Below are 18,639 nucleotides of genomic sequence, written 5' to 3'. Positions count from 1 at the left end.
TCGTCTATTTGGCCAGCCTTTGCAATGTGACCGCATACTTGTCTATTACATCACGAGCAGCGCGCATCTGTCGTTCGACGTCGTCACTCTCCACCGGTCTTGGAATGACGCCGTCATCGGTTTCGATAATCCGGAGTTGATCGCCCACTTGCAGGTTCAGGCTGTTGAGCATTTCCCGTGGCAAGATCACGGCGCCTGATCCGTCTTCGAGCTTGTGGATGATAGTCTTCACGGTCGTTACCCTTGGTTGCGCCTGTTAGTTTGGCACAACCTTTTCCGGCACTACAGCAATGTTCGCTCAGCCCGCCAACAGCCGATCCATCAGCCGATCAGCCGCCTCCGGAATGACAGTGCCCGGCGGGAAGATTTCCGCCGCGCCGGCCTTCAGGATTGCGTCGCAATCCTGCGGCGGGATGACGCCGCCGGCGACGATCAGCATGTCGCTTCGTCCAAGCTTTTTCAGCGCGTCTCTGAGTTCGGGGATCAGCGTCAGATGCCCTGCCGCCAGCGACGAGGCGCCGACGATATGGACATCATGTTCGATCGCCAGTTTCGCGATTTCCTCCGGCGTCTGGAACATCGCGCCGACAGTGACGTCGAAACCGAGATCGGCGAAAGCCGTGGCGATGACCTTCTGCCCACGGTCGTGGCCGTCCTGTCCCATCTTGGCGACGAGGATGCGCGGCTTGCCGCCGAATTTCTTCGCGAAGGCCTCAAGCTTGTCCTGCAGCCGGTCGACCACCGGATTGTCGCCGAGCGCCTTGCGGTAGACGCCGGAAATGGTCTGGACCGTTGCAACGTGGCGGCCAAAGGCTTTCTCCAACGCGAACGAGATCTCGCCGACGGTGGCATTGGCGCGCGCGGCGCGGATGGCGAACTCCAGCAGGTTTTCATTGCCCTGTGCGGCGCGGGTCAGCGCCTCGAGCGCGCTTTCGACGGCGGCGACATCGCGCGTGCCTTTCAGCCTTTGCAGCTTCGACAGTTGCCGCGCCCTGACTTCGGCATTGTCGATCTTCAGCACGTCGACCTCGATGTCGGTCCCAGGACGATGGGCGTTGACGCCGACCAGCATCTGTTCGCCGGAATCGATGCGCGCCTGCGTACGCGCAGCGGCCTCTTCGATGCGCAGCTTCGGTATGCCCTTTTCCGTCGCGGCGGCCATGCCGCCGAGCGCCTCGACCTCCTCGATATGGGCAAGTGCGCGCGCCGCCGGGTCATGCGTGAGCCGTTCGAGATAGGCAGAGCCGCCCCAGGGATCGATGATGCGCGTGGTGCCGGATTCCTTCTGCAGGATGAGCTGCGTGTTGCGGGCGATGCGGGCCGAGTGGTCGGTAGGCAGTGCCATCGCCTCGTCGAAGGAATTGGTGTGCAGCGACTGCGTGTGGCCCTGCGTCGCCGCCATCGCTTCGATCATGGTGCGGATGATGTTGTTGTAGGGGTCCTGCGCCGTCAGCGACCAGCCCGAGGTCTGGCAATGGGTGCGCAGCGACAGCGAGCGTTCGTCCTTCGGCGAAAAGTTCTTCGCCATCAAGGTCGCCCACAACAGGCGCGCCGCCCTCAGCTTGGCCACCTCCATGAAGAAGTTCATGCCGATCGCCCAGAAGAAGGACAGGCGCGGCGCGAAGCGGTCGATATCGAGGCCCGCCGCAACGCCGGCGCGGGCATATTCGATGCCGTCGGCGATCGTATAGGCAAGCTCGAGGTCGGCCGTCGCACCGGCCTCCTGCATGTGATAGCCCGAGATCGAGATCGAATTGAACTTCGGCATGTTCTTCGACGTGTAGGAGAAGATGTCCGAAACGATCCGCATCGAGGGTTTCGGCGGGTAGATGTAGGTGTTGCGGACCATGAACTCCTTCAGAATGTCGTTCTGAATCGTCCCCGCGAGATCCTTCTGCGCAACGCCCTGTTCTTCCGCCGCCACGATGTAGAGCGCCATGATCGGCAGCACCGCGCCGTTCATCGTCATCGACACCGTCATGTCGCCGAGCGGAATCTTGTCGAAGAGTTGCCGCATGTCGAGGATGGAATCGATGGCGACGCCCGCCATACCGACATCGCCGGCGACGCGCGGATGGTCGCTGTCATAGCCGCGATGCGTGGCGAGATCGAAGGCGACCGACAGGCCCTTCTGGCCGGCGGCAAGGTTGCGCCGGTAAAAGGCGTTGGACTCCTCCGCCGTCGAGAAGCCGGCATATTGCCGGATCGTCCAGGGTTGCTGGACATACATGGTCGGGTAAGGGCCTCGCACGAAGGGCGGCAGGCCCGGATAGGTGTCGAGATGCGGCAAGCCCTTGAGGTCGCCCTGGTTGTACAGATGCTTGACGACCAGACCTTCCGGCGTCGTCCGCTGGCCCTTGACCTCGACGGGAACGCGGCGTGGCGGCACCCAGCCGATCTGGCCGAAATCCGGGATCAAGAGACGGCTCCGATCGACTGGTCGATGCGGGCGGGAAACAGGGGCTCGCAGACGGCAACGCCTTCGGTGAAGGCAGGTCGCCGTTCCGCCGCCAATGTCTCGACCGGACGATCGCTTTTCAGGGGATAGAGTGTGGTGCCGATGATGGCCCGCTCGCCTGCCTTGTAGGCCGCGTTGCGCCGCGCCGCCGCGGCGTGAACGCGTGCCTGTATATGTCCGTCCTGGAGGCTGGACAACACGCCGCCCTCAGCCTCGATCTTCTGCAATTCCACCCAGGCCACCTCGCACAGTTCCTCGGTCAGCGCTTCGACCGCGCCGGAACCACAGGCAGGATCGGCGACATGATCGATATGGCTTTCATGGGACATGATCAGTTGCGCGTTGCGGGCGACGCGGCGGGCAAAACCCGCCGGCAGGCCGTGCACGATCGTGTGCGGCAGGATGGAGATGGAATCCGCGCCGCCCGCCGCCGCGGCGAAGCCGGCAATGGCGGTACGCAGGATGTTCGTCTCGCAATCCATCGCCGTCATCATGCGAAACGATGTCTCGGCATGGACGTTGGCCGTGGAATTCGGGATCGAGCACGCCTCCTGCACACGCGCCCAAAGCCTGCGCAGGGCCCGGACCTTGGCCATCGACAGGAACTGGTCCTGGTCGACGCTCAGCGCGAAGCCGATATGGGGCGCGGCATAGACAAGCGGCTGCCGCGCCTTCTCGAACATTCTGAGATAGGACACCGCGGAAGCGAGCATGATGCCGAGTTCTTGTGCCTCCGTCGCGCCGGCATTGTGGAACACGCGCCCGTCCGCCTCCAGAAGCACGCCCGGAACGCCCATCGAGAAGAAATGCGCCAGCGATTGCGGCATCGATGCCTGCAGGGCCTCGATCGACATGCGCAACCGACCGGTTCCGGCAAAAATAGCCGCCGGATCGATGCCGAAGGAGAGATTGAGCTTTGTCGGATCGGACCGGCGTTTGCTCAGGAATGCCACCAGCCAGTCGGCCACAGCGCGGCTCCATGGATGGGCGTCGATGCGGACCTGCACGCGGTTGAGCGGCACTCCGTCCAGCACAGTCTCCAGTGCCTGCGCTGTCCTCGGCAGGCCATAGCCGAATGCATTCGGGGCGCCTTCGAAGACAAGCGACAATCCAGTGGCCCCCTGCGCCACATCCTCCAATGCCTGCGCCTTGGCGCGGTCAATGTCGGGATCGTCGACCCGCTGGCTGACGATCCAGGGCGAGGTAGGGTTTGTGCGCACCATCGGTTCGGCCGCCATGCCGCGGTCGTAGAGGGGTTCGATGCGGATGTTGTCGTCTGTATGCGAGACCAGTTTTTCCTCGAAGGAAGCGCCGGCAAGCGCCTTTTCCGCCAGGGCCAGCCATCGCTGGCGCTCGGCGTTCGCGGGTTCAACATTCTGGATCAAGGCTCCGGCGCCCATCCGTCTTCCTCGCTTTTGTGCGGCCGCACCAACCTGGAGCAATTCAGTCTACGGCCCCCGGTCCGATATCGCAATCCAATGCCCTTCCAGGGGGCTGAATTCGATCCATCGGATATAGGTCGACCCGCGGGCACGAACCATGAACGATTGCCAAACACCGGCAAGATCCGCAAGCTCCAAAAAAACCGATTTCGACGATTGGCCCCAGTTTGGACGAATGGCCCCGGTTTGAACGAAGGCATTGTCGCTGCGCAACGGCCTCACTATACCAGCGGCAAGGCCACTGGCTTTAAAGACATCACTTTGCGGAGACCGGACATATGGCTGACGACACCAGCATTTTCATCGGCGCCAGCCGCAAGCCGGACGACAGCTACCAGCGTGCCGAGCAGCTGTTGCTTCAGTACGGGAACCGCCACGGCCTGGTGACCGGCGCTACAGGGACCGGCAAGACCGTTACCTTGCAGATCCTGGCTGAAGGTTTTTCCAACGCCGGCGTGCCGGTGTTCTGCGCCGACATCAAGGGCGACCTGTCCGGCATCGCCATGATGGGTACGGCACAGGATTTCCTCGTCAAGCGCGCTGAGCAGATCAAGCTAGACCCCTATGACTTTCAGGAATTTCCGGTGATCTTCTGGGACCTGTTCGGGGAGCAGGGCCATCCGATCCGCGCCACCGTCTCGGAAATGGGGCCGCTGCTTTTGTCGCGCCTGATGAACCTGACCGAGGCGCAGGAGGGCATCATGAACATCGCCTTCCGCCTGGCGGATGAGGAAGGCATGCTGCTGCTCGACATGAAGGATCTGCAGGCGCTCTTGGCCAACATAGCCGAGCGCGCCGACGAGATCGGTTCGCGTTACGGCAATGTGACGAAGCCTTCAGTGGGGGCCATCCAGCGCACGCTGTTGGTCCTCGAGCAGCAGGGTGCCGCGCACTTCTTCGGTGAGCCGGCCCTGCGGATCTCCGACATCATGCGCACCACGCGCGACGGGCGTGGTGCCATCAGCGTGCTTGCCGCCGACAAGCTGATGATGAATCCGCGGCTCTACGCGACATTCCTTCTGTGGCTGATGTCGGAGCTGTTCGAAATGCTGCCGGAAGTCGGCGACCCCGACAAGCCGAAGTTGGTGTTCTTCTTCGATGAGGCGCATCTTCTGTTCGACGAAGCGCCCAAAGTGCTGGTCGATCGCGTCGAACAGGTGGTCCGACTGATCCGTTCCAAAGGCGTCGGCGTCTATTTCGTCACGCAAAACCCGTTGGATATCCCTGAAAAGGTTCTGGCCCAGCTCGGCAACCGCGTACAGCACGCGCTGCGCGCCTATACGCCGCGTGAGCAGCAGGCGGTGAGGACGGCGGCCGAGACGTTCCGGCCAAATCCCGATTTCGACTGCATGACCGCAATCACCCAGCTCGCCACCGGCGAGGCGCTGGTCTCGACACTGGAGGCCAAGGGCGTTCCGTCCATGGTGCAGCGGACGCTGATCCGTCCGCCGTCCTCGCGCCTGGGGCCGATCACGCCCGACGAGCGTCGCAAGCTGATCCAGGAAAGCCCGGTCGCCGGCCAGTACGACCAGGTCGTCGATCGCGAATCGGCTTTCGAGATGCTGCAGAAAAAGGCCAAGGAGGCGCAGGACGCCGAAGAGCAGGCACAGCAGGCCGGCAGCGGCGGCTCGCGCTGGACCATTCCCGGCTTCGGCAACGACGATCCGGCTCCTCAATCAGGTGGCAGGCGCGCACCGGCGCCAAGGCCGTCCAATCGCCAGACCGTGGCCGAGGCGGCGATCAAGTCGGTGGTGCGCTCGGTTGGCTCATCGGTCGGACGCGCCATCGTGCGCGGAATACTGGGCAGCCTGTCCAGGGGGCGGTGAGCATCGGATCCGAGGCAGGGGCATCCGTTTTGGCGAAATGCAGTGGCCTGGAGCAGTGCCCGCCGGCGGGATAGGCGGCTGCGCAAAGGCGCTCTGCGCCAATAGCTGCCGTTGAGGTATTGGGACAGCTTGTTCGCATGAAGGATCTTGGCCGGTTCGAGGCAGGACCCGAACCGGCCCTTTCTTCGTCAGGTCGCTTCGAGCACCATGTTGAGTGGGGTCTGGGCAGCCCGCCTGACACGAGAGAAACCACCTGAACGGATCACCTCGGCCAGCTGGTTCTCCCCCGCTTGCGCGCCAAGCGCGAGGCCCGTTTCCTGTGCCAGCGATGTGGGAACGCAGATCATGGTCGAGGCCGAGTAGTAGAGCCGTCCGACCGGATTGATATTTTCCTCCAGAGTGTCTCCTGCCATGGGCTCGACGACCATCCAGGTGCCGCCGTCTTTCAGCGAATTGCGGATATGCGCCGCCGCGGCCTTTGGATCGCCCATATCGTGCAAGCAATCGAAGCAGGTGACCAGATCGAAGTCCCGCCCGCCAAAGTCCTGCGCCCGGCCGACCTCAAAATGCAGGTTCGCTAGCCCGTGCGACCGGGCGTGCGCGGTCGCGGCGGCAATCGAGGCCGGATGGAAGTCGTAACCTATGAATCGGGAGTCGGGAAATGCCTGCGCCATCAGGACCGTCGATACCCCGTGCCCACACCCGACGTCGGCCACCGACGCACCTGCCTTCAACTTGGCGACGACGCCGTCGAGCGCCGGCAGCCATTCTTTCACCAGGGCATTGACATAGCCCGGCCGGAACAGGCGTGACACCGCGCAGAACAGACAACCTGCTTGATCGCCCCAGGCAACGCCTCGCCCGGTCTTGAAGGCCGATTGCACCTTTGGCTGGTTCTCGACCATCGCGGCCGCGGTATCGAACCCGCCAATCAGATTGACCGGGCTGTCGGGTTCCGCAAATACGAATGACTGCTCGGGCGTCAGCGAGAACCGCCCATGTTCATGGTGCACGTAGCCAGACGCTGTCTGGGCCGCCAGCCACTCGCGAACGTAGCGGCGCGCGCATCCTGCGGCATCGGCAAGTTCGTCGGCCTTCGCCGGCCCGATCTCCTTGAGCGTCTTGTACAGGCCCAGCGCATCTCCGATTCGAACCAACGGTACACTGACTGCACCGCCAAGGTCGCCCAGGATGCGGCCTACCAATTCATTGAGCGTGGTTTCATTGAGTTGTGTCATGTTGGGTTCCTCCGGATCTTCGGACGGCTTGCAGTCCCGTCAATCCAAGGATGAGACACCCGGTGGGAATGGGCATGATGCGACGGTCCCGCGCAGGCAAGAAAATCGAGCCAAAAGCAGGGACAGATGTCCCGCATCTGTGGCCTGCGATGATGTCAATCGGGCCGAGGCGCTCGCCCTCTGTCGGACAGCGTCATCACGATCGCCTGCGATCGGCTATGCACGCCAAGCTTGCTGAAGATCATCGACAGCTGGTTGCGCACGGTCTTCACGCTTTTGCAAAGGCGTTGCGCGATCGCACGGTTGTCGAGCCCCTCCTTGACCAGATCCAGAAGCGCCGCCTCGGCTGGTGTCAGAGCGGCCTCGCGTATTGCGCGCGGCTGCCTGGGCCGGGCGCGTCCCAGGAAATCATCAAGTTCGTCCTGGAACACCGTCCAGGCTGGCTCGGTCGGCAGGAGAACATGATTCTTGCTTTCAAGCGGCAGGAAGCGCGCTCCAGGGATCGCTGCGGCAAGCTTGCAACCTTCATCGAACGGCACGCGCATGTCCCCGCGGCTGTGCGCGATCAACGTCGGCACGCGGAGTTTTGCCGCGACGTCCAGTACATCGATCCCCTGCATCTGCCAGAGCAGGCGGGCGGCTATGTCAGCGCTTGCCGTCACGCGCTCCAGATCGCCCCACCAGCGATGCTGTTCGGGTGTCCCGTCCGGGATGAAAAGATTGGTGAAGAACCGGCAGAACGCAGGATTTTCGCGTCCCCAGCCAATGCGAACAAAATTGACAAGTGTTTCGGCTTCCAACCGTTCGGCCTCGGTCCGCGCTCGAACTCTCGCACCCTGACCATAGGCGTTCAGGAGCACCAGATGCGACACCCGTTCAGGATGCCGGAGTGCATATGCGATGCTGAGAGCGCCGCCTTGCGAAAGACCCAGCAGAACGAAGCTTGGCTGCTCGATGGTCGCCGTCACGGCGTCCAGGTCCGCATGCCACGCTTCGATCGAGAGGTCGGCGACATGGCGATCCGATAAACCGCAGCCGCGTGGATCGTAGCGCACGAACTGGTTGCGGGCTGAAAGGGCCTGGAGCCACGGCCGCCAAACCGGACTTTCGAGGTCATAATCGACATGGCTCAACCAATGCGCCGCCCGCACTATCACCTTTCCCTCCCCGCATGACGCGACGGCGATGCGGGTACCGTCCTCGGACGTGCAGAACCGGATATTCTGGCTGAGTTTCATCGCACAAGAATATCGCAGTGGAGCGCCACGCGACAGACCGGTCTCCGAGGCCGGTTGGTCTCATGACGTCCGTTAGATCCGGCTCGCAAGATCCGGCTCGCAATGGGAGGCCCAGTTGGGGGACCGCTCCGGGCATTCCAGCCGCATGGCGCGCCAAAACTAGATGCGCAGGCGCGCGCCTGACGCAAAATCGATACCGTTTCCGAGACAATCCGATGAAGGAGCGGCAGAGGCCGCTCTGCTTCAACCGGATCAGAAGATCGAGTTGGTGATCTCTTTTAGCGGCCCGAGAAGCACTGATCCTTCCGGCACGCCGGCGTCGATCGGGATGGCCTTGCGGTTGCCCGTCGCCACCATGGGCTGACCGATGTCGGCGGTAACGATGACCGGGGTCTTGGAAGGCACGCGGTCGTAGAGGTCGATGATGTCCTGGTTCATCAGGCGCACGCAGCCCGACGAAACCGATTTGCCAATCGAGTTCCATTCCGGCGAGCCATGCAGCCGATAGAGCGTGTCCACGTTGCCCTGGAAAAGATAGAGCGCGCGCGCGCCGAGAGGGTTCTTGAGCCCGCCGGGCATGCCGCCATTGTCGGCGCTGTACGGCTTCAGTTCCGGCTGCCGAGCGATCATCTCATCCGGCGGTGTCCACTTTGGCCATTTCTGCTTCCACTGGACCACGGCGTCGCCGGACCATTCGAAGCCGGCGCGGCCGAGACCGACACCATAGCGGATGGCCTGGCCGCCTGGGCGCACGAGATAAAGGTGGTGGCCGGTCGTGTCGACGATAAGCGTGCCTGGCTTCTGCCCCGTCGGATCGGGAACGATCTGACGCAGGTACTGTGGATCGATCTTCTGGAAGGGTATCGCCGGAAGGTCGAAACCGCCATCGCTGACGGCGGCGTACATCGTCGCATAGTCGGGCAGAGGCGGCTCGACATAGGTCGGCGGCGGCGGCTCGACTGGTCCCGGTCCGGTGGTGGCGCATGCGGAAACCGCGATCGAAGCGGCGCCCAATGCAGCGGCGTTCAGGAAGCCGCGACGGCTCAGGCGGTAGGATTCGATTTCGGTTGTGGACATGGTTGCCTTCTTTAGGTCTCAAATCGCAACAAAGCGTGAATACGCCGGCTGCCGCGCGGGTGCCTTACAACACCCGGCGCGATAGGCGGTTCCGATTCTGGCTTGAAGGTGGACAAAGAAAGGCGAAGCTGTGACTGCGCCGCCACTGTGGCGCCAGGGACACAGGTGTGCGACCTAGCTGGCGGACACCAGAGCTTCGAGGGTTGGCAGGATCAAGGCTGGTGGAAAATCCCGGTATTCCTCGGGTTGGTTGGAACGGTTGATCCATACCGTGCGGAAGCCGAACTTGGTGGCGCCTGCGATGTCCCAGCGATTGGAGGACTGGAAGGAAACCGCGCCGGGGTAGAGGCGCTGGCTGGTGGTGACCATGTCGTAGACCGAGGGGTCGGTCTTGAACCGCCGCACCGCATCGACGGAATAGACATCGTCCAAAACCTGGTCGAGCGCGGCGGACTTCACCGCTGCCTCGAGCATTTCCGGCGAGCCGTTGGAGAGGATCGCCAGTCTCGCTCCAGAAGCCTTGAGCGCCTTGAGGACGGCCGGCACCTCGGGATAGCAATCCAGCCGCCAGTAAGCGTCCAGCAGTCTTGCCTTGAGGCTGGGATCGGCCGAGGGGACCTTGCGCAAGGCGAAATCGAGTGCCTGCTCGGTCAATTGCCAGAAATCGGCATAGGCGCCCATCAGCGTCCTCACCCAGGAATATTCGAGCTGCTTGGCGCGCCAGATATCGGACAGCAACTGGCCGTCTGGTCCGATCTGATCGGCGTGGCGGCGTACAGCCGCATGCACGTCGAACAGCGTGCCGTAGGCGTCGAAAACATAGGTGGCGTATTGCATGGCAACAGTTTTGGGGCGAGGCGAGGCGAGGTGCAAGCTCTGATTGTCCCGCGCCTGTCGCTGGCCTCAACAAAACTCCTCGATGCCGGTTGACGCCGCCCGCCAAAGCATCTTCCAATGGCTGTCACACGAGACCGGTTGAGATGGGACACCGCGATGACACTGGCGGCAGCGGCACAATCCGCGACATGGACTTTCGTCGATGGTGATTGGTACGAGGGCAATGTCGCCATTCTTGGGCCGCGCAGCCACGCCATGTGGCTTGGCACCAGCGTCTTCGACGGCGGCCGCTGGTTCGAAGGCGTGGCGCCGGACCTAGAGCTCCATGCCGCCAGGGTGAACTCTTCGGCGATTGCGCTCGGCCTCAAGCCGTCCATGACCGCCGACAAGATCGTCGGGCTGACGTGGGATGGGTTGAAGAAGTTCGATGGCAAGACAGCCGTCTACATCAGGCCGATGTACTGGGCCGAGCATGGCGGCTACATGGGCGTGCCGGCCGATCCGGCGTCGACCCGGTTTTGCCTTTGCCTCTATGAATCACCGATGATCCCACCCACCGGCTTTTCGGTGACCGTGTCGCCGTTCCGGCGCCCGACCATCGAAACCATGCCGACCAACGCCAAGGCCGGCTGCCTCTATCCCAACAACGGCCGTGCCATTCTCGAAGCCAAGATGCGTGGTTTTGACAACGCGTTGGTACTCGACATGCTGGGCAACGTCGCCGAGACCGGAACCTCGAACATCTTCCTGGTCAAGGACAGCCATGTCTTCACGCCGGCACCGAACGGCACCTTCCTGTCCGGCATCACCCGCTCGCGCACGATGACACTGCTTGGCGAGTATGGATTCAAGACCACTGAAAAGACGCTGTCGGTGCGCGATTTCCTCGAAGCGGACGAGATTTTTTCGACGGGAAACCATTCCAAGGTGGTGCCGATCACGCGTATCGAGGATCGTAATCTGCAGCCCGGGCCGGTGGCCAAGAAGGCGCGCGAGCTCTATTGGGACTGGGCGCATTCAACGCCGACTGGCTGACGCGTCCGGCTGGGCCTTTTGTCGCTGCGTGGTTCGTTGCGGAAAACCGTGTGACAGTTTTCCGCAACCCGCTTAGAAAGGGAACTGGCGCTTCATTCCGGAGTTGTTCCAGCTCAATCCAGACCTATCTTAATCCGGTATCGACACCGGATTTTTCCACGAGGGAGTACCATCCATGGCTTTTGAATTGCCCGCTCTGCCTTACGACTACGAGGCCTTGCAGCCTTACATGTCGAAAGAGACGCTGGAATATCACCACGACAAGCACCACAAGGCCTATGTCGACAACGGCAACAAGCTGGCCGCCGAGGCTGGCATGGGCGACCTGTCGGTCGAAGAGGTGGTCAAGCAGTCGTTCGGCAAGAATGCCGGCCTGTTCAACAATGCAGCCCAGCACTACAACCACATCCATTTCTGGAAATGGATGAAGAAGGGCGGCGGCGGCAACAAATTGCCGGGTGCCCTGCAGAAGGCGGTCGACAGCGATCTCGGTGGCTACGACAAGTTCAAGGCCGACTTCATCGCCGCCGGCACGACACAGTTCGGTTCAGGCTGGGCGTGGGTTTCGGTCAAGGATGGCAAGCTGGCGATCTCGAAGACGCCGAATGGCGAAAACCCACTCGTTCACGGCGCGACGCCGATCCTCGGCGTCGATGTCTGGGAACATTCCTACTACATCGACTATCGCAACGCCCGCCCGAAATATCTCGAGGCGTTCGTCGACAGCCTGATCAACTGGGACCATGTCCTCGAGCTTTACGAAAAGGCCAAGGCCTGATCGATTTGCGGAAAAGCCCCGGCATGCCGGGGCTTTTCTTTTCCAGCGTCGAGGCGGTCGCTGCAAAATCGCGCTCGGCGAAATCCGGCAATCAACAGGGAATATTCACGCCGTCCTGGCCGTTATCGTTCCGTCCCCCTTCATCATGGAGCCAATTGAATGAGAAAGCTTGTCATCGCCATCTCTATGCTCGGCCTCGTCGGTTCAGCGGCTTTTGCCGATCCTATCCTCGATCGGCAGGCTCTGATGAAGGAACGTGGAAAGATTGCCGGCGGATTGTCGAAAGTGGTCAACGGCCAGGAGCCCTTCGAGGCAGCGGCGGTCCTGACGGCGTTGCAGGCGCTTCAGGCGAATGCCGAGAAGTTGGATATCGACGCTCTTTTCCCGGCTGGCAGCGACGCTGGCGACACCACGGCTGCTCCCAAGATATGGGAAGACATGGCAGGCTTCAAGACGGTTCACGCCAAATATCTCGCTGACGTCAAGGCTGCGGTCGCAGCCGCGCCAGCGAATGTCGACGCCTTGAAGACGCAGTTCGACACCATCGGCTCCGATTGCGGCACCTGCCATCAGACTTACAGGATCAAAAAAGGCTGATCGCGGGCTATGCCCCTGCTGAAAAAACTCGTCGGCGCCGCCCTCATCCTGGGTGGCGTCGGTGCTGTTGCCGGATGGCTGCTCTCGGCGCCGGTCAAGCTCGACGCTGAAACCCTGGCGCAACTCGGCCCCGGCGATGCCGCCAGGGGCAAGCGCATTTTCAATGCCGGCGGCTGTACGTCATGTCATGCCAAGCCTGGTTCCCAGGGTGACGCCCGACTTCAACTGGTCGGCGGTCTTGAACTCAAGACGCCGTTCGGTACCTTCGTGCCGCCCAACATTTCGCAGGACGCCAAGGATGGCATCGGCGCATGGTCGGTGGAAGACCTTGCCAATGCCATGCTGAAGGGCGTCTCGCCTTCAGGCGAGCATTTCTACCCGGCGTTTCCCTACCCGTCCTACGCACGCATGAGGCCCGCCGACATCGCCGATCTCTACGCCTTCCTGAAGACGCTTCCAGCGGTTGCCGGCAAGGCGCCAGGTCACTCGTTGAGTTTTCCCTTCAACATCCGTCGCGGTCTCGGCTTGTGGAAACGGCTCTATTTGAGCAAGGAGGAGGTGATCGCTTTCCCTGAGGGCACGCCGGCTCCGGTGATGGCTGGCCGCTACCTGGTCGAGGGACCGGGCCATTGCGGCGAATGCCACACGCCGCGCGCCTTCACCGGCGGCACCAAGAAAAGCGAGTGGCTGGCTGGCGCGGCGGCGGCTGAAGGCAACGGTATCGTGTCGAACATCACCTCGGGCGAGGGCGGCATCGGAAAATGGTCTGAAGCCGACATCGCCAACTATCTCGAAACCGGCTTTACGCCGGAGTTCGATTCCGCGAGCGGTGCCATGGTCGATGTACAAAAGAACATGGCCGAGCTGACTCCGGACGATCGCGCGGCGATCGCCGCCTATCTGAAGGCCATACCGCCGCATCCCAACGGCTACCCGGCTCGCAAGAAGACGGCGAACTGATTTTCGATTACGGGTGGCGGTCGCCGAGGAAATCGAAGCCGGTTTCGAAGAAATGATTGTAGTCGCAGGTCAATTCCTCGCCGGGCGCGATGTCACGCAACGCATAGGTCTCCTCGGGCGAGGAGACATCGCAATTTGGATCGTCGTCGTGGTTCATGTAACGCGCGTCGTCGGCTTCGAAGACGATGTAGTTCGGGTCGCGCCGGTCGGGATAGGAATAGCGGTCGAGATAGGCTTTGACCGGCCCGGTTTCGTTCTCGTAGGTCTCGACCTTGATACGCCGGTCATATTTGGGATCAAGCTTCCAGATCAGCGCGCCGCTGGGAATGTGGGCCTTGGCAAAGACACCGATGCCCTGGATGGGCGATTTGTCGAGATAGACGTCGACGAGCAGCATGGCAGACCCTTACGAGATTGATGATTGGGCGGCGCGGCTTTGAAAAAAGCCGCGCCTTGGGTAGCGCGCGACTATCGCAATTGCGAGCGGAAAATCAGCTCAAAAGGTTGTGTTCGACAAGATGCGCCTTGCCGGCAACCTTCAGCGCGAAGGCATAGGTATAGGCGATTTCCTCCAGCCTGGAAAACCGACCGGATGCGCCGGCATGGCCGGAATCCATGTTGATCTTGAACAGCACCGGATTGCTGCCGGTTTTGCGCTCGCGCAGCCGCGCCACCCATTTGGCCGGTTCCCAATAGGTGACACGCGGATCGGTGAGGCCGGCCAGCGCCAGGATCGGCGGATAGTCGAGCGCTGCGACATTGTCATAGGGCGAATAGGCGGCGATCGTCCGGTAGTCATCGGCAGACGCGATCGGATTGCCCCATTCCGGCCATTCCGGCGGTGTCAGCGGAAGGCTGGCGTCAAGCATGGTGGTGAGCACATCGACGAAGGGCACCTCGGCGATAATGCCGCCGAAGCTTTCCGGCGCCATGTTGGCGATGGCGCCCATCAGCATGCCGCCGGCCGAACCGCCTTGTGCGATGATGCGGTCGTGGGACGTGTAGCGTTCCAGGACCAGATGGCGCGCGACGGCGATGAAATCGGTGAACGTGTTCATCTTGTTCTCCCGCTTGCCGTCGTCGTACCAGCCATAGCCCTTGTCCTTGCCGCCGCGGACGTGAGCGATGGCAAAGACAAAACCACGGTCGACCAGCGAGAACCAGTTGGTGTTGAACGCGGCCGGCACGGTGATGCCATAGGAGCCGTAGCCGTAGAGCAGGCAAGGGGCGGATCCATCCAGCGGCGTGTCGCGGTGGTGCAAAAGCGAGATCGGCACCAGTTCGCCATCAGCGGCAGGCGCCATTAGCCGCCTCGTCACGTAGTGGTCCGGGTCGTGGCCGGAGGGCACTTCCTGGGTCTTCAGAAGCACCCGCTCGCGGGTGCGCATATTGTAGTCGAACACTTGCGCCGGCGTCGTCATCGACGAGTAGGAAAAGCGCATGATCTCGGTGTCGTACTCATAGGAGCCCGATAGGCCGAGCGAGAAGGCCTCCTCGTCGAGCGACAGATGATGCTCTTCGCCGCTTTTGCGGTCGTGCACGACGATGCGCGGCAGGCCCTCCTTGCGTTCGAGCCGCACCATGTGGTCCCTGAAGCCGATCACCGACAGGATCAGCCTGCCCGGCTCGTGCGGCACCAGCTCCTGCCAGTTGGCGCGGACCGGATCGCTCGCCGGCGCCGTCATGATCTTGAAATCCTTGGCGCCGTCGGCATTGGTCAGGATGAAGAAGATGTCACCGCCTTCTTCCAAATCGTACTGAAGCCCAATCTCGCGTGGCGAGACCAGCTTGGGTTCGGCAAACGGATCGCTGGCGCTCAACAGACGATATTCCGAAGTCTCGTGATCGTTGATGCCGATCATGATCCATTCGTTGGACCGCGTGCCGCCGACATTCATGAAGAAGCCGGGGTCGGTCTCCTCGTAGATCAGCCGGTCGCGGTCGGGGCTGTCTCCAAGCGCATGGAACAGCACCTTGGACGGGCGATGATTGGGATCGAGACGGGTGTAGAAGAAGCCGTTATTGCCGGCATTCCAGACACCGGAGCCGCCAGTGTCGGGAATCTGGTCCGCAAGCTCCTTGCCGGCGGCAAGGTCGCGCACACGCAGCGTGTAGAACTCGGACCCCTTGTCGTCGAATGCCCATAGCAGTTTGCGATGGTCGGCCGAATGATCGACGCCACCGAGGCGGAAATAGGCCTTGCCTTCGGCCTCGGCGTCGCCGTCGAGCAGGATCTGCTCGACACCGCCATCGCGCGGCATGCGGAAATAACGCGGCTGCTCACCACCAAGCTTGAAGGATGAACCGTAGGCATAGGGGCCATCCTTCATCGGTACGGAAGAATCGTCTTCCTTGATGCGGCCCTTCATCTCCTTGAAAAGCTGCTTTTGCAGTTCGACCGTGTCGGCCATCAGCTTCGACTGGTAGGCGTTTTCGGCCTCGAGTTCCGCGCGAATCCCGGCATCGAGCAATGACGGATCCCGGAACATCTCCTGCCAGTTGTCGGCCCGCAGCCAGGCATAGTCATCGGTTCGCGTGATGCCGTGGTGGGTGTCGGACACCGGCCGTTTCTCGGGTACTGGCGGGCTGACGATCGGAAATGCGGAAGTCTTGGTCATTGCGTCTCGCTTTGGAAGTATCTTGAATGGCGAATGAACACGTCGATCAGCGCGGGTTCAAGAGCCGCAGCCTATCGGTTGTGTCGGCTTCGGGAGATTGGCCGGGAGGAGAGATGATGACGATTTGTTCTCGGATTGCTGCGGCTCTCGCCGTTGCTTCGCTGGCTCTGGCTTCTGTCGGCCAGTCTCATGCGACCGTATTCGCGGCTTGGCAAGTGGCCAATGTGCCGTTCGGCGACACGCTCAATGTGCGCAAATATCCCTCGGGGACATCCCAGAAACAGGCGGCATACCCGAACGGGACCGTTCTGCAGATGACTGGACGATGCACCGGTGGGGTAAATCTGCTCGACATCGCCAATCAACCGGCGCGGCAGCAGGAACAGAAGGTTCGCTATCGCTGGTGCGAAGTCTGGCATGATCCGGCCAAGAACGGCGACTTCGTGACCGGCTTGGCCTATGGCAAGTACATCGCCCCTTACTGATTGATTGGCCCCGCAGGCATTTCGCCTGATTGCTTGCCCGCGGCAGACACGCGGCAACCTGTGGTTTTGTCGAGAGATGCGGGCAACCAAGGTTGCCCGTGCGATGACCAAGCAAAATCAAGCATTGAAACGTGCTTAGTGAGTTATCGCGAATGTAACGCATAGCTGACCTAACGTCAGCCGTTGCTCGTTTGGCGGGGGAAATATCGAGAAATTACATGGTGCACGAAAGATTGAAGCTGATCCGCGAACAATTGATCTTCATCGTGCAATATAGCGCAACGGGAGAATTGACTTACTTGGTCCGCGGGCTCATTGATGTGCCCGCGACACGAATCGCAGAAATTCTACCTGCACAAAATTCGTGTTATGCCCTGTCTGTAAAAAAAGGGCGCGGACCGAAGTAACTCCTGTTGGGGCCTGAAGACCATGGATATTGTCGAAACACCTTCCAGAAACAGCGATGCGCTGATCGAGTTGACCGCCGATGTGGTGGCTGCCTATGTCAGCAACAATCCCGTGCCGGTCGGCGAATTGCCGAACCTGATTGCCGATGTCCATGCCGCGCTTGGGCGCGTGGGCGGAACCGCCGAACAGCCGCCTGCCGACAAGCAAAAGCCGGCCGTCAACCCGAAGCGCTCGGTTCATGACGACTACATCGTTTGCCTCGAAGACGGCAAGAAGTTCAAGTCACTGAAGCGCCATCTGATGACCCACTATGACCTGACGCCCGATCAGTATCGCGAAAAGTGGAATCTCGATCCGACCTATCCGATGGTTGCTCCCAACTACGCCGCAGCCCGGTCCCAGCTTGCCAAGAAGATGGGTCTCGGCCGCAAGCGCAAGGCGCGCTAATCGCCGCTTGCCAGATCGGATCGACCCCAACGGCGCCTTCGGGCGCCGTTTGATTTTGCAGGGCGGTCGGCAAGACGGGGTGAAGAGGTCGAACTCGGCGGGTGGTCAGGCGGTCTGCTTGAGTGCTGCCTCGGCGTCGCGCTTGATGCGCTTGACCATCGAGCGAAGACCGTTGGCGCGCTGCGGCGAAAGGTGTTCGTCGAGGCCGAGCTCCCTCAATGTGGCTTCCGCGTCGGTTTTCTCTATCTCGCTGGCGGTCCTTCCGGAAAACAGCGCCAGCATGATCGCCACCAGCCCACGCACGATATGGGCGTCCGAATCGCCGGTGAAGGTGATGACGGGATCGGTTCCCGGCCCCTGTTCGGTGGTCAGCCAGACCTGGCTGACGCAGCCAGGCACCTTGTTGGCGGCGTTGCGCTCCTCGTCCGGAAACGGCGGCAGCGCCTCGCCCAATTCGATCACATAGCGATATCGGTCTTCCCAATCATCGAGGAACGAGAAGTCGTCGCGGATCGTCTGGATCGTGGTCGTCATGACCTGGATATAGTCACGCAGCAGTGCCGCGTCACGGAAAAAACAAGGACACCGCGGGCGTCGAGAGGGCAGACAACCCGCGGTGCGCCGTCGAGACGGCTCAATTCTGCGCCGGCAAGTTGACTGTGTCGGGCAAGACGATTTCTTCCGGCACGCTGCCGGTCGTCGTCGACGTGTCAGGACCTGCGGCGGATTTGTCGTCCAGCATCGCGGCCGCGATCTTGGCTGTTTCCTTGGCGCGGGCGGTGATGGTGTGCATCGCCGACTTGCCGGTCTCACAGACATCGGGCTTGCGCTCGCAAATGCCGGCAATGTCGCCAACTGCCTCGCGTGCCGCGAACAAGGCCTGGATCGGCCCAACGCTTTCGTGACCCGACTCGTCGGAACCGACACTCAGTGGCAGCGCCAGCAACACCAGCGAAAACCAGAAAGCCATTCTCATCAGGAAGAACATGCTTGCCTCTCGTCGTGACCGGATCATGCATCCATATGGCATGACCTCTTTTGTAGGCGGGATGTTGGCACACAGCCGCAAAGGACGGCTTGCAGGCAAAGTGAGAATTTTCCTCAAATTTTAGGCAAATTCGAAACGATCCGTTTTGCAATCGATTTGATTCAGATCCGAATGATCTTCTTCATCTATCAGAAACCATCTATCCAT

At 61.5% G+C, this 18,639-nt stretch carries 18 protein-coding genes; 7 read left to right on the top strand and 11 right to left on the bottom strand.

The genetic code is table 11. The annotated features are described in order from the left end of the window. Nucleotides 1-4: 4 nt before the first annotated feature. From AC56QQ_RS23920 to AC56QQ_RS23910, 3 genes are all read right to left on the bottom strand, one after another. The gene (locus AC56QQ_RS23920) at nucleotides 5-232 is read right to left on the bottom strand and encodes an AbrB/MazE/SpoVT family DNA-binding domain-containing protein (RefSeq protein ID WP_497123611.1); all 228 of its coding nucleotides are present in this window, start codon (nucleotides 230-232) and stop codon (nucleotides 5-7) included. A 66-nt stretch (nucleotides 233-298) separates the two neighbouring features. After that, complete coding sequence (gene scpA, locus AC56QQ_RS23915; protein ID WP_497123610.1) at nucleotides 299-2,419, bottom strand: methylmalonyl-CoA mutase; 2,121 nt, start codon at nucleotides 2,417-2,419, stop codon at nucleotides 299-301. Continuing rightward, on the bottom strand, nucleotides 2,416-3,858 hold the full coding sequence (locus AC56QQ_RS23910) for a methylmalonyl-CoA mutase family protein (protein ID WP_497123609.1): 1,443 nt from the start codon (nucleotides 3,856-3,858) through the stop codon (nucleotides 2,416-2,418). Before AC56QQ_RS23910 ends, scpA begins: the two co-directional genes overlap by 4 nt. A 320-nt stretch (nucleotides 3,859-4,178) precedes the next feature. Between AC56QQ_RS23910 and AC56QQ_RS23905 the strand changes: the two genes are divergently transcribed. Continuing rightward, a complete protein-coding gene (locus tag AC56QQ_RS23905) occupies nucleotides 4,179-5,726 on the top strand; it encodes a helicase HerA-like C-terminal domain-containing protein (RefSeq protein WP_497123608.1) in 1,548 nt (515 codons plus the stop codon). Nucleotides 5,727-5,914: 188 nt separating this feature from the next. Here the strand turns inward: AC56QQ_RS23905 and AC56QQ_RS23900 are convergent, their stop codons facing one another. From AC56QQ_RS23900 to AC56QQ_RS23885, 4 genes are all read right to left on the bottom strand, one after another. Then, on the bottom strand, nucleotides 5,915-6,964 hold the full coding sequence (locus AC56QQ_RS23900) for a class I SAM-dependent methyltransferase (RefSeq protein ID WP_497123607.1): 1,050 nt from the start codon (nucleotides 6,962-6,964) through the stop codon (nucleotides 5,915-5,917). A gap of 155 nt (nucleotides 6,965-7,119) precedes the next feature. Continuing rightward, nucleotides 7,120-8,202 (bottom strand): alpha/beta fold hydrolase, encoded by a 1,083-nt coding sequence (locus tag AC56QQ_RS23895; protein ID WP_497123606.1) that lies wholly within the window; start codon nucleotides 8,200-8,202, stop codon nucleotides 7,120-7,122. Nucleotides 8,203-8,454: 252 nt separating this feature from the next. Then, on the bottom strand, nucleotides 8,455-9,279 hold the full coding sequence (locus tag AC56QQ_RS23890) for a L,D-transpeptidase (RefSeq protein ID WP_497123605.1): 825 nt from the start codon (nucleotides 9,277-9,279) through the stop codon (nucleotides 8,455-8,457). A 174-nt stretch (nucleotides 9,280-9,453) separates the two neighbouring features. Beyond that, nucleotides 9,454-10,116 carry a haloacid dehalogenase type II gene (locus AC56QQ_RS23885; protein WP_497123604.1) on the bottom strand — a complete coding sequence of 221 codons (663 nt, stop codon included), beginning with the start codon at nucleotides 10,114-10,116 and terminating at the stop codon, nucleotides 9,454-9,456. A 156-nt stretch (nucleotides 10,117-10,272) separates the two neighbouring features. On the opposite strand from AC56QQ_RS23885, the gene AC56QQ_RS23880 reads away from it, so the two are divergent. The 4 genes from AC56QQ_RS23880 to AC56QQ_RS23865 all read left to right on the top strand — a co-directional run bounded on the left by AC56QQ_RS23880 (nucleotide 10,273) and on the right by AC56QQ_RS23865 (nucleotide 13,486). Beyond that, nucleotides 10,273-11,151 (top strand): branched-chain amino acid aminotransferase, encoded by an 879-nt coding sequence (locus tag AC56QQ_RS23880; RefSeq protein WP_497123603.1) that lies wholly within the window; start codon nucleotides 10,273-10,275, stop codon nucleotides 11,149-11,151. A 175-nt stretch (nucleotides 11,152-11,326) separates the two neighbouring features. Next, nucleotides 11,327-11,929: a superoxide dismutase gene (locus AC56QQ_RS23875; RefSeq protein WP_091576982.1), complete on the top strand. Its 603-nt coding sequence runs from the start codon at nucleotides 11,327-11,329 to the stop codon at nucleotides 11,927-11,929. Between the two features lie 159 nt (nucleotides 11,930-12,088). After that, nucleotides 12,089-12,526, top strand: coding sequence for a c-type cytochrome (locus AC56QQ_RS23870; protein ID WP_489860499.1), 438 nt, complete (start codon nucleotides 12,089-12,091; stop codon nucleotides 12,524-12,526). Between the two features lie 9 nt (nucleotides 12,527-12,535). Then, nucleotides 12,536-13,486, top strand: coding sequence for a cytochrome c (locus AC56QQ_RS23865; RefSeq protein WP_497123602.1), 951 nt, complete (start codon nucleotides 12,536-12,538; stop codon nucleotides 13,484-13,486). A gap of 7 nt (nucleotides 13,487-13,493) precedes the next feature. Here the strand turns inward: AC56QQ_RS23865 and AC56QQ_RS23860 are convergent, their stop codons facing one another. Then, complete coding sequence (locus tag AC56QQ_RS23860; protein WP_091576987.1) at nucleotides 13,494-13,883, bottom strand: SET domain-containing protein; 390 nt, start codon at nucleotides 13,881-13,883, stop codon at nucleotides 13,494-13,496. A gap of 94 nt (nucleotides 13,884-13,977) precedes the next feature. Then, complete coding sequence (locus tag AC56QQ_RS23855) at nucleotides 13,978-16,104, bottom strand: S9 family peptidase (protein ID WP_497123601.1); 2,127 nt, start codon at nucleotides 16,102-16,104, stop codon at nucleotides 13,978-13,980. A gap of 116 nt (nucleotides 16,105-16,220) precedes the next feature. Between AC56QQ_RS23855 and AC56QQ_RS23850 the strand changes: the two genes are divergently transcribed. Both AC56QQ_RS23850 and AC56QQ_RS23845 read left to right on the top strand, forming a co-directional pair. Then, a complete protein-coding gene (locus AC56QQ_RS23850; protein ID WP_497123600.1) occupies nucleotides 16,221-16,589 on the top strand; it encodes an SH3 domain-containing protein in 369 nt (122 codons plus the stop codon). Nucleotides 16,590-17,018: 429 nt separating this feature from the next. Further along, a complete protein-coding gene (locus AC56QQ_RS23845; protein ID WP_091576990.1) occupies nucleotides 17,019-17,444 on the top strand; it encodes a Ros/MucR family transcriptional regulator in 426 nt (141 codons plus the stop codon). Between the two features lie 105 nt (nucleotides 17,445-17,549). On the opposite strand, the gene AC56QQ_RS23840 is transcribed toward AC56QQ_RS23845, so the two are convergent. Together AC56QQ_RS23840 and AC56QQ_RS23835 are read right to left on the bottom strand one after the other, a co-directional pair. Beyond that, the gene (locus AC56QQ_RS23840) at nucleotides 17,550-17,978 is read right to left on the bottom strand and encodes a SufE family protein (protein WP_497123599.1); all 429 of its coding nucleotides are present in this window, start codon (nucleotides 17,976-17,978) and stop codon (nucleotides 17,550-17,552) included. 100 nt (nucleotides 17,979-18,078) lie between these two features. Further along, nucleotides 18,079-18,432 (bottom strand): DUF5330 domain-containing protein, encoded by a 354-nt coding sequence (locus tag AC56QQ_RS23835; RefSeq protein ID WP_489860503.1) that lies wholly within the window; start codon nucleotides 18,430-18,432, stop codon nucleotides 18,079-18,081. Nucleotides 18,433-18,639 lie beyond the last annotated feature (207 nt).

Source organism: Mesorhizobium sp. RCAM 05099, from assembly GCF_059683685.1.
This window is presented reverse-complemented; position numbering and strand designations above follow the sequence as displayed.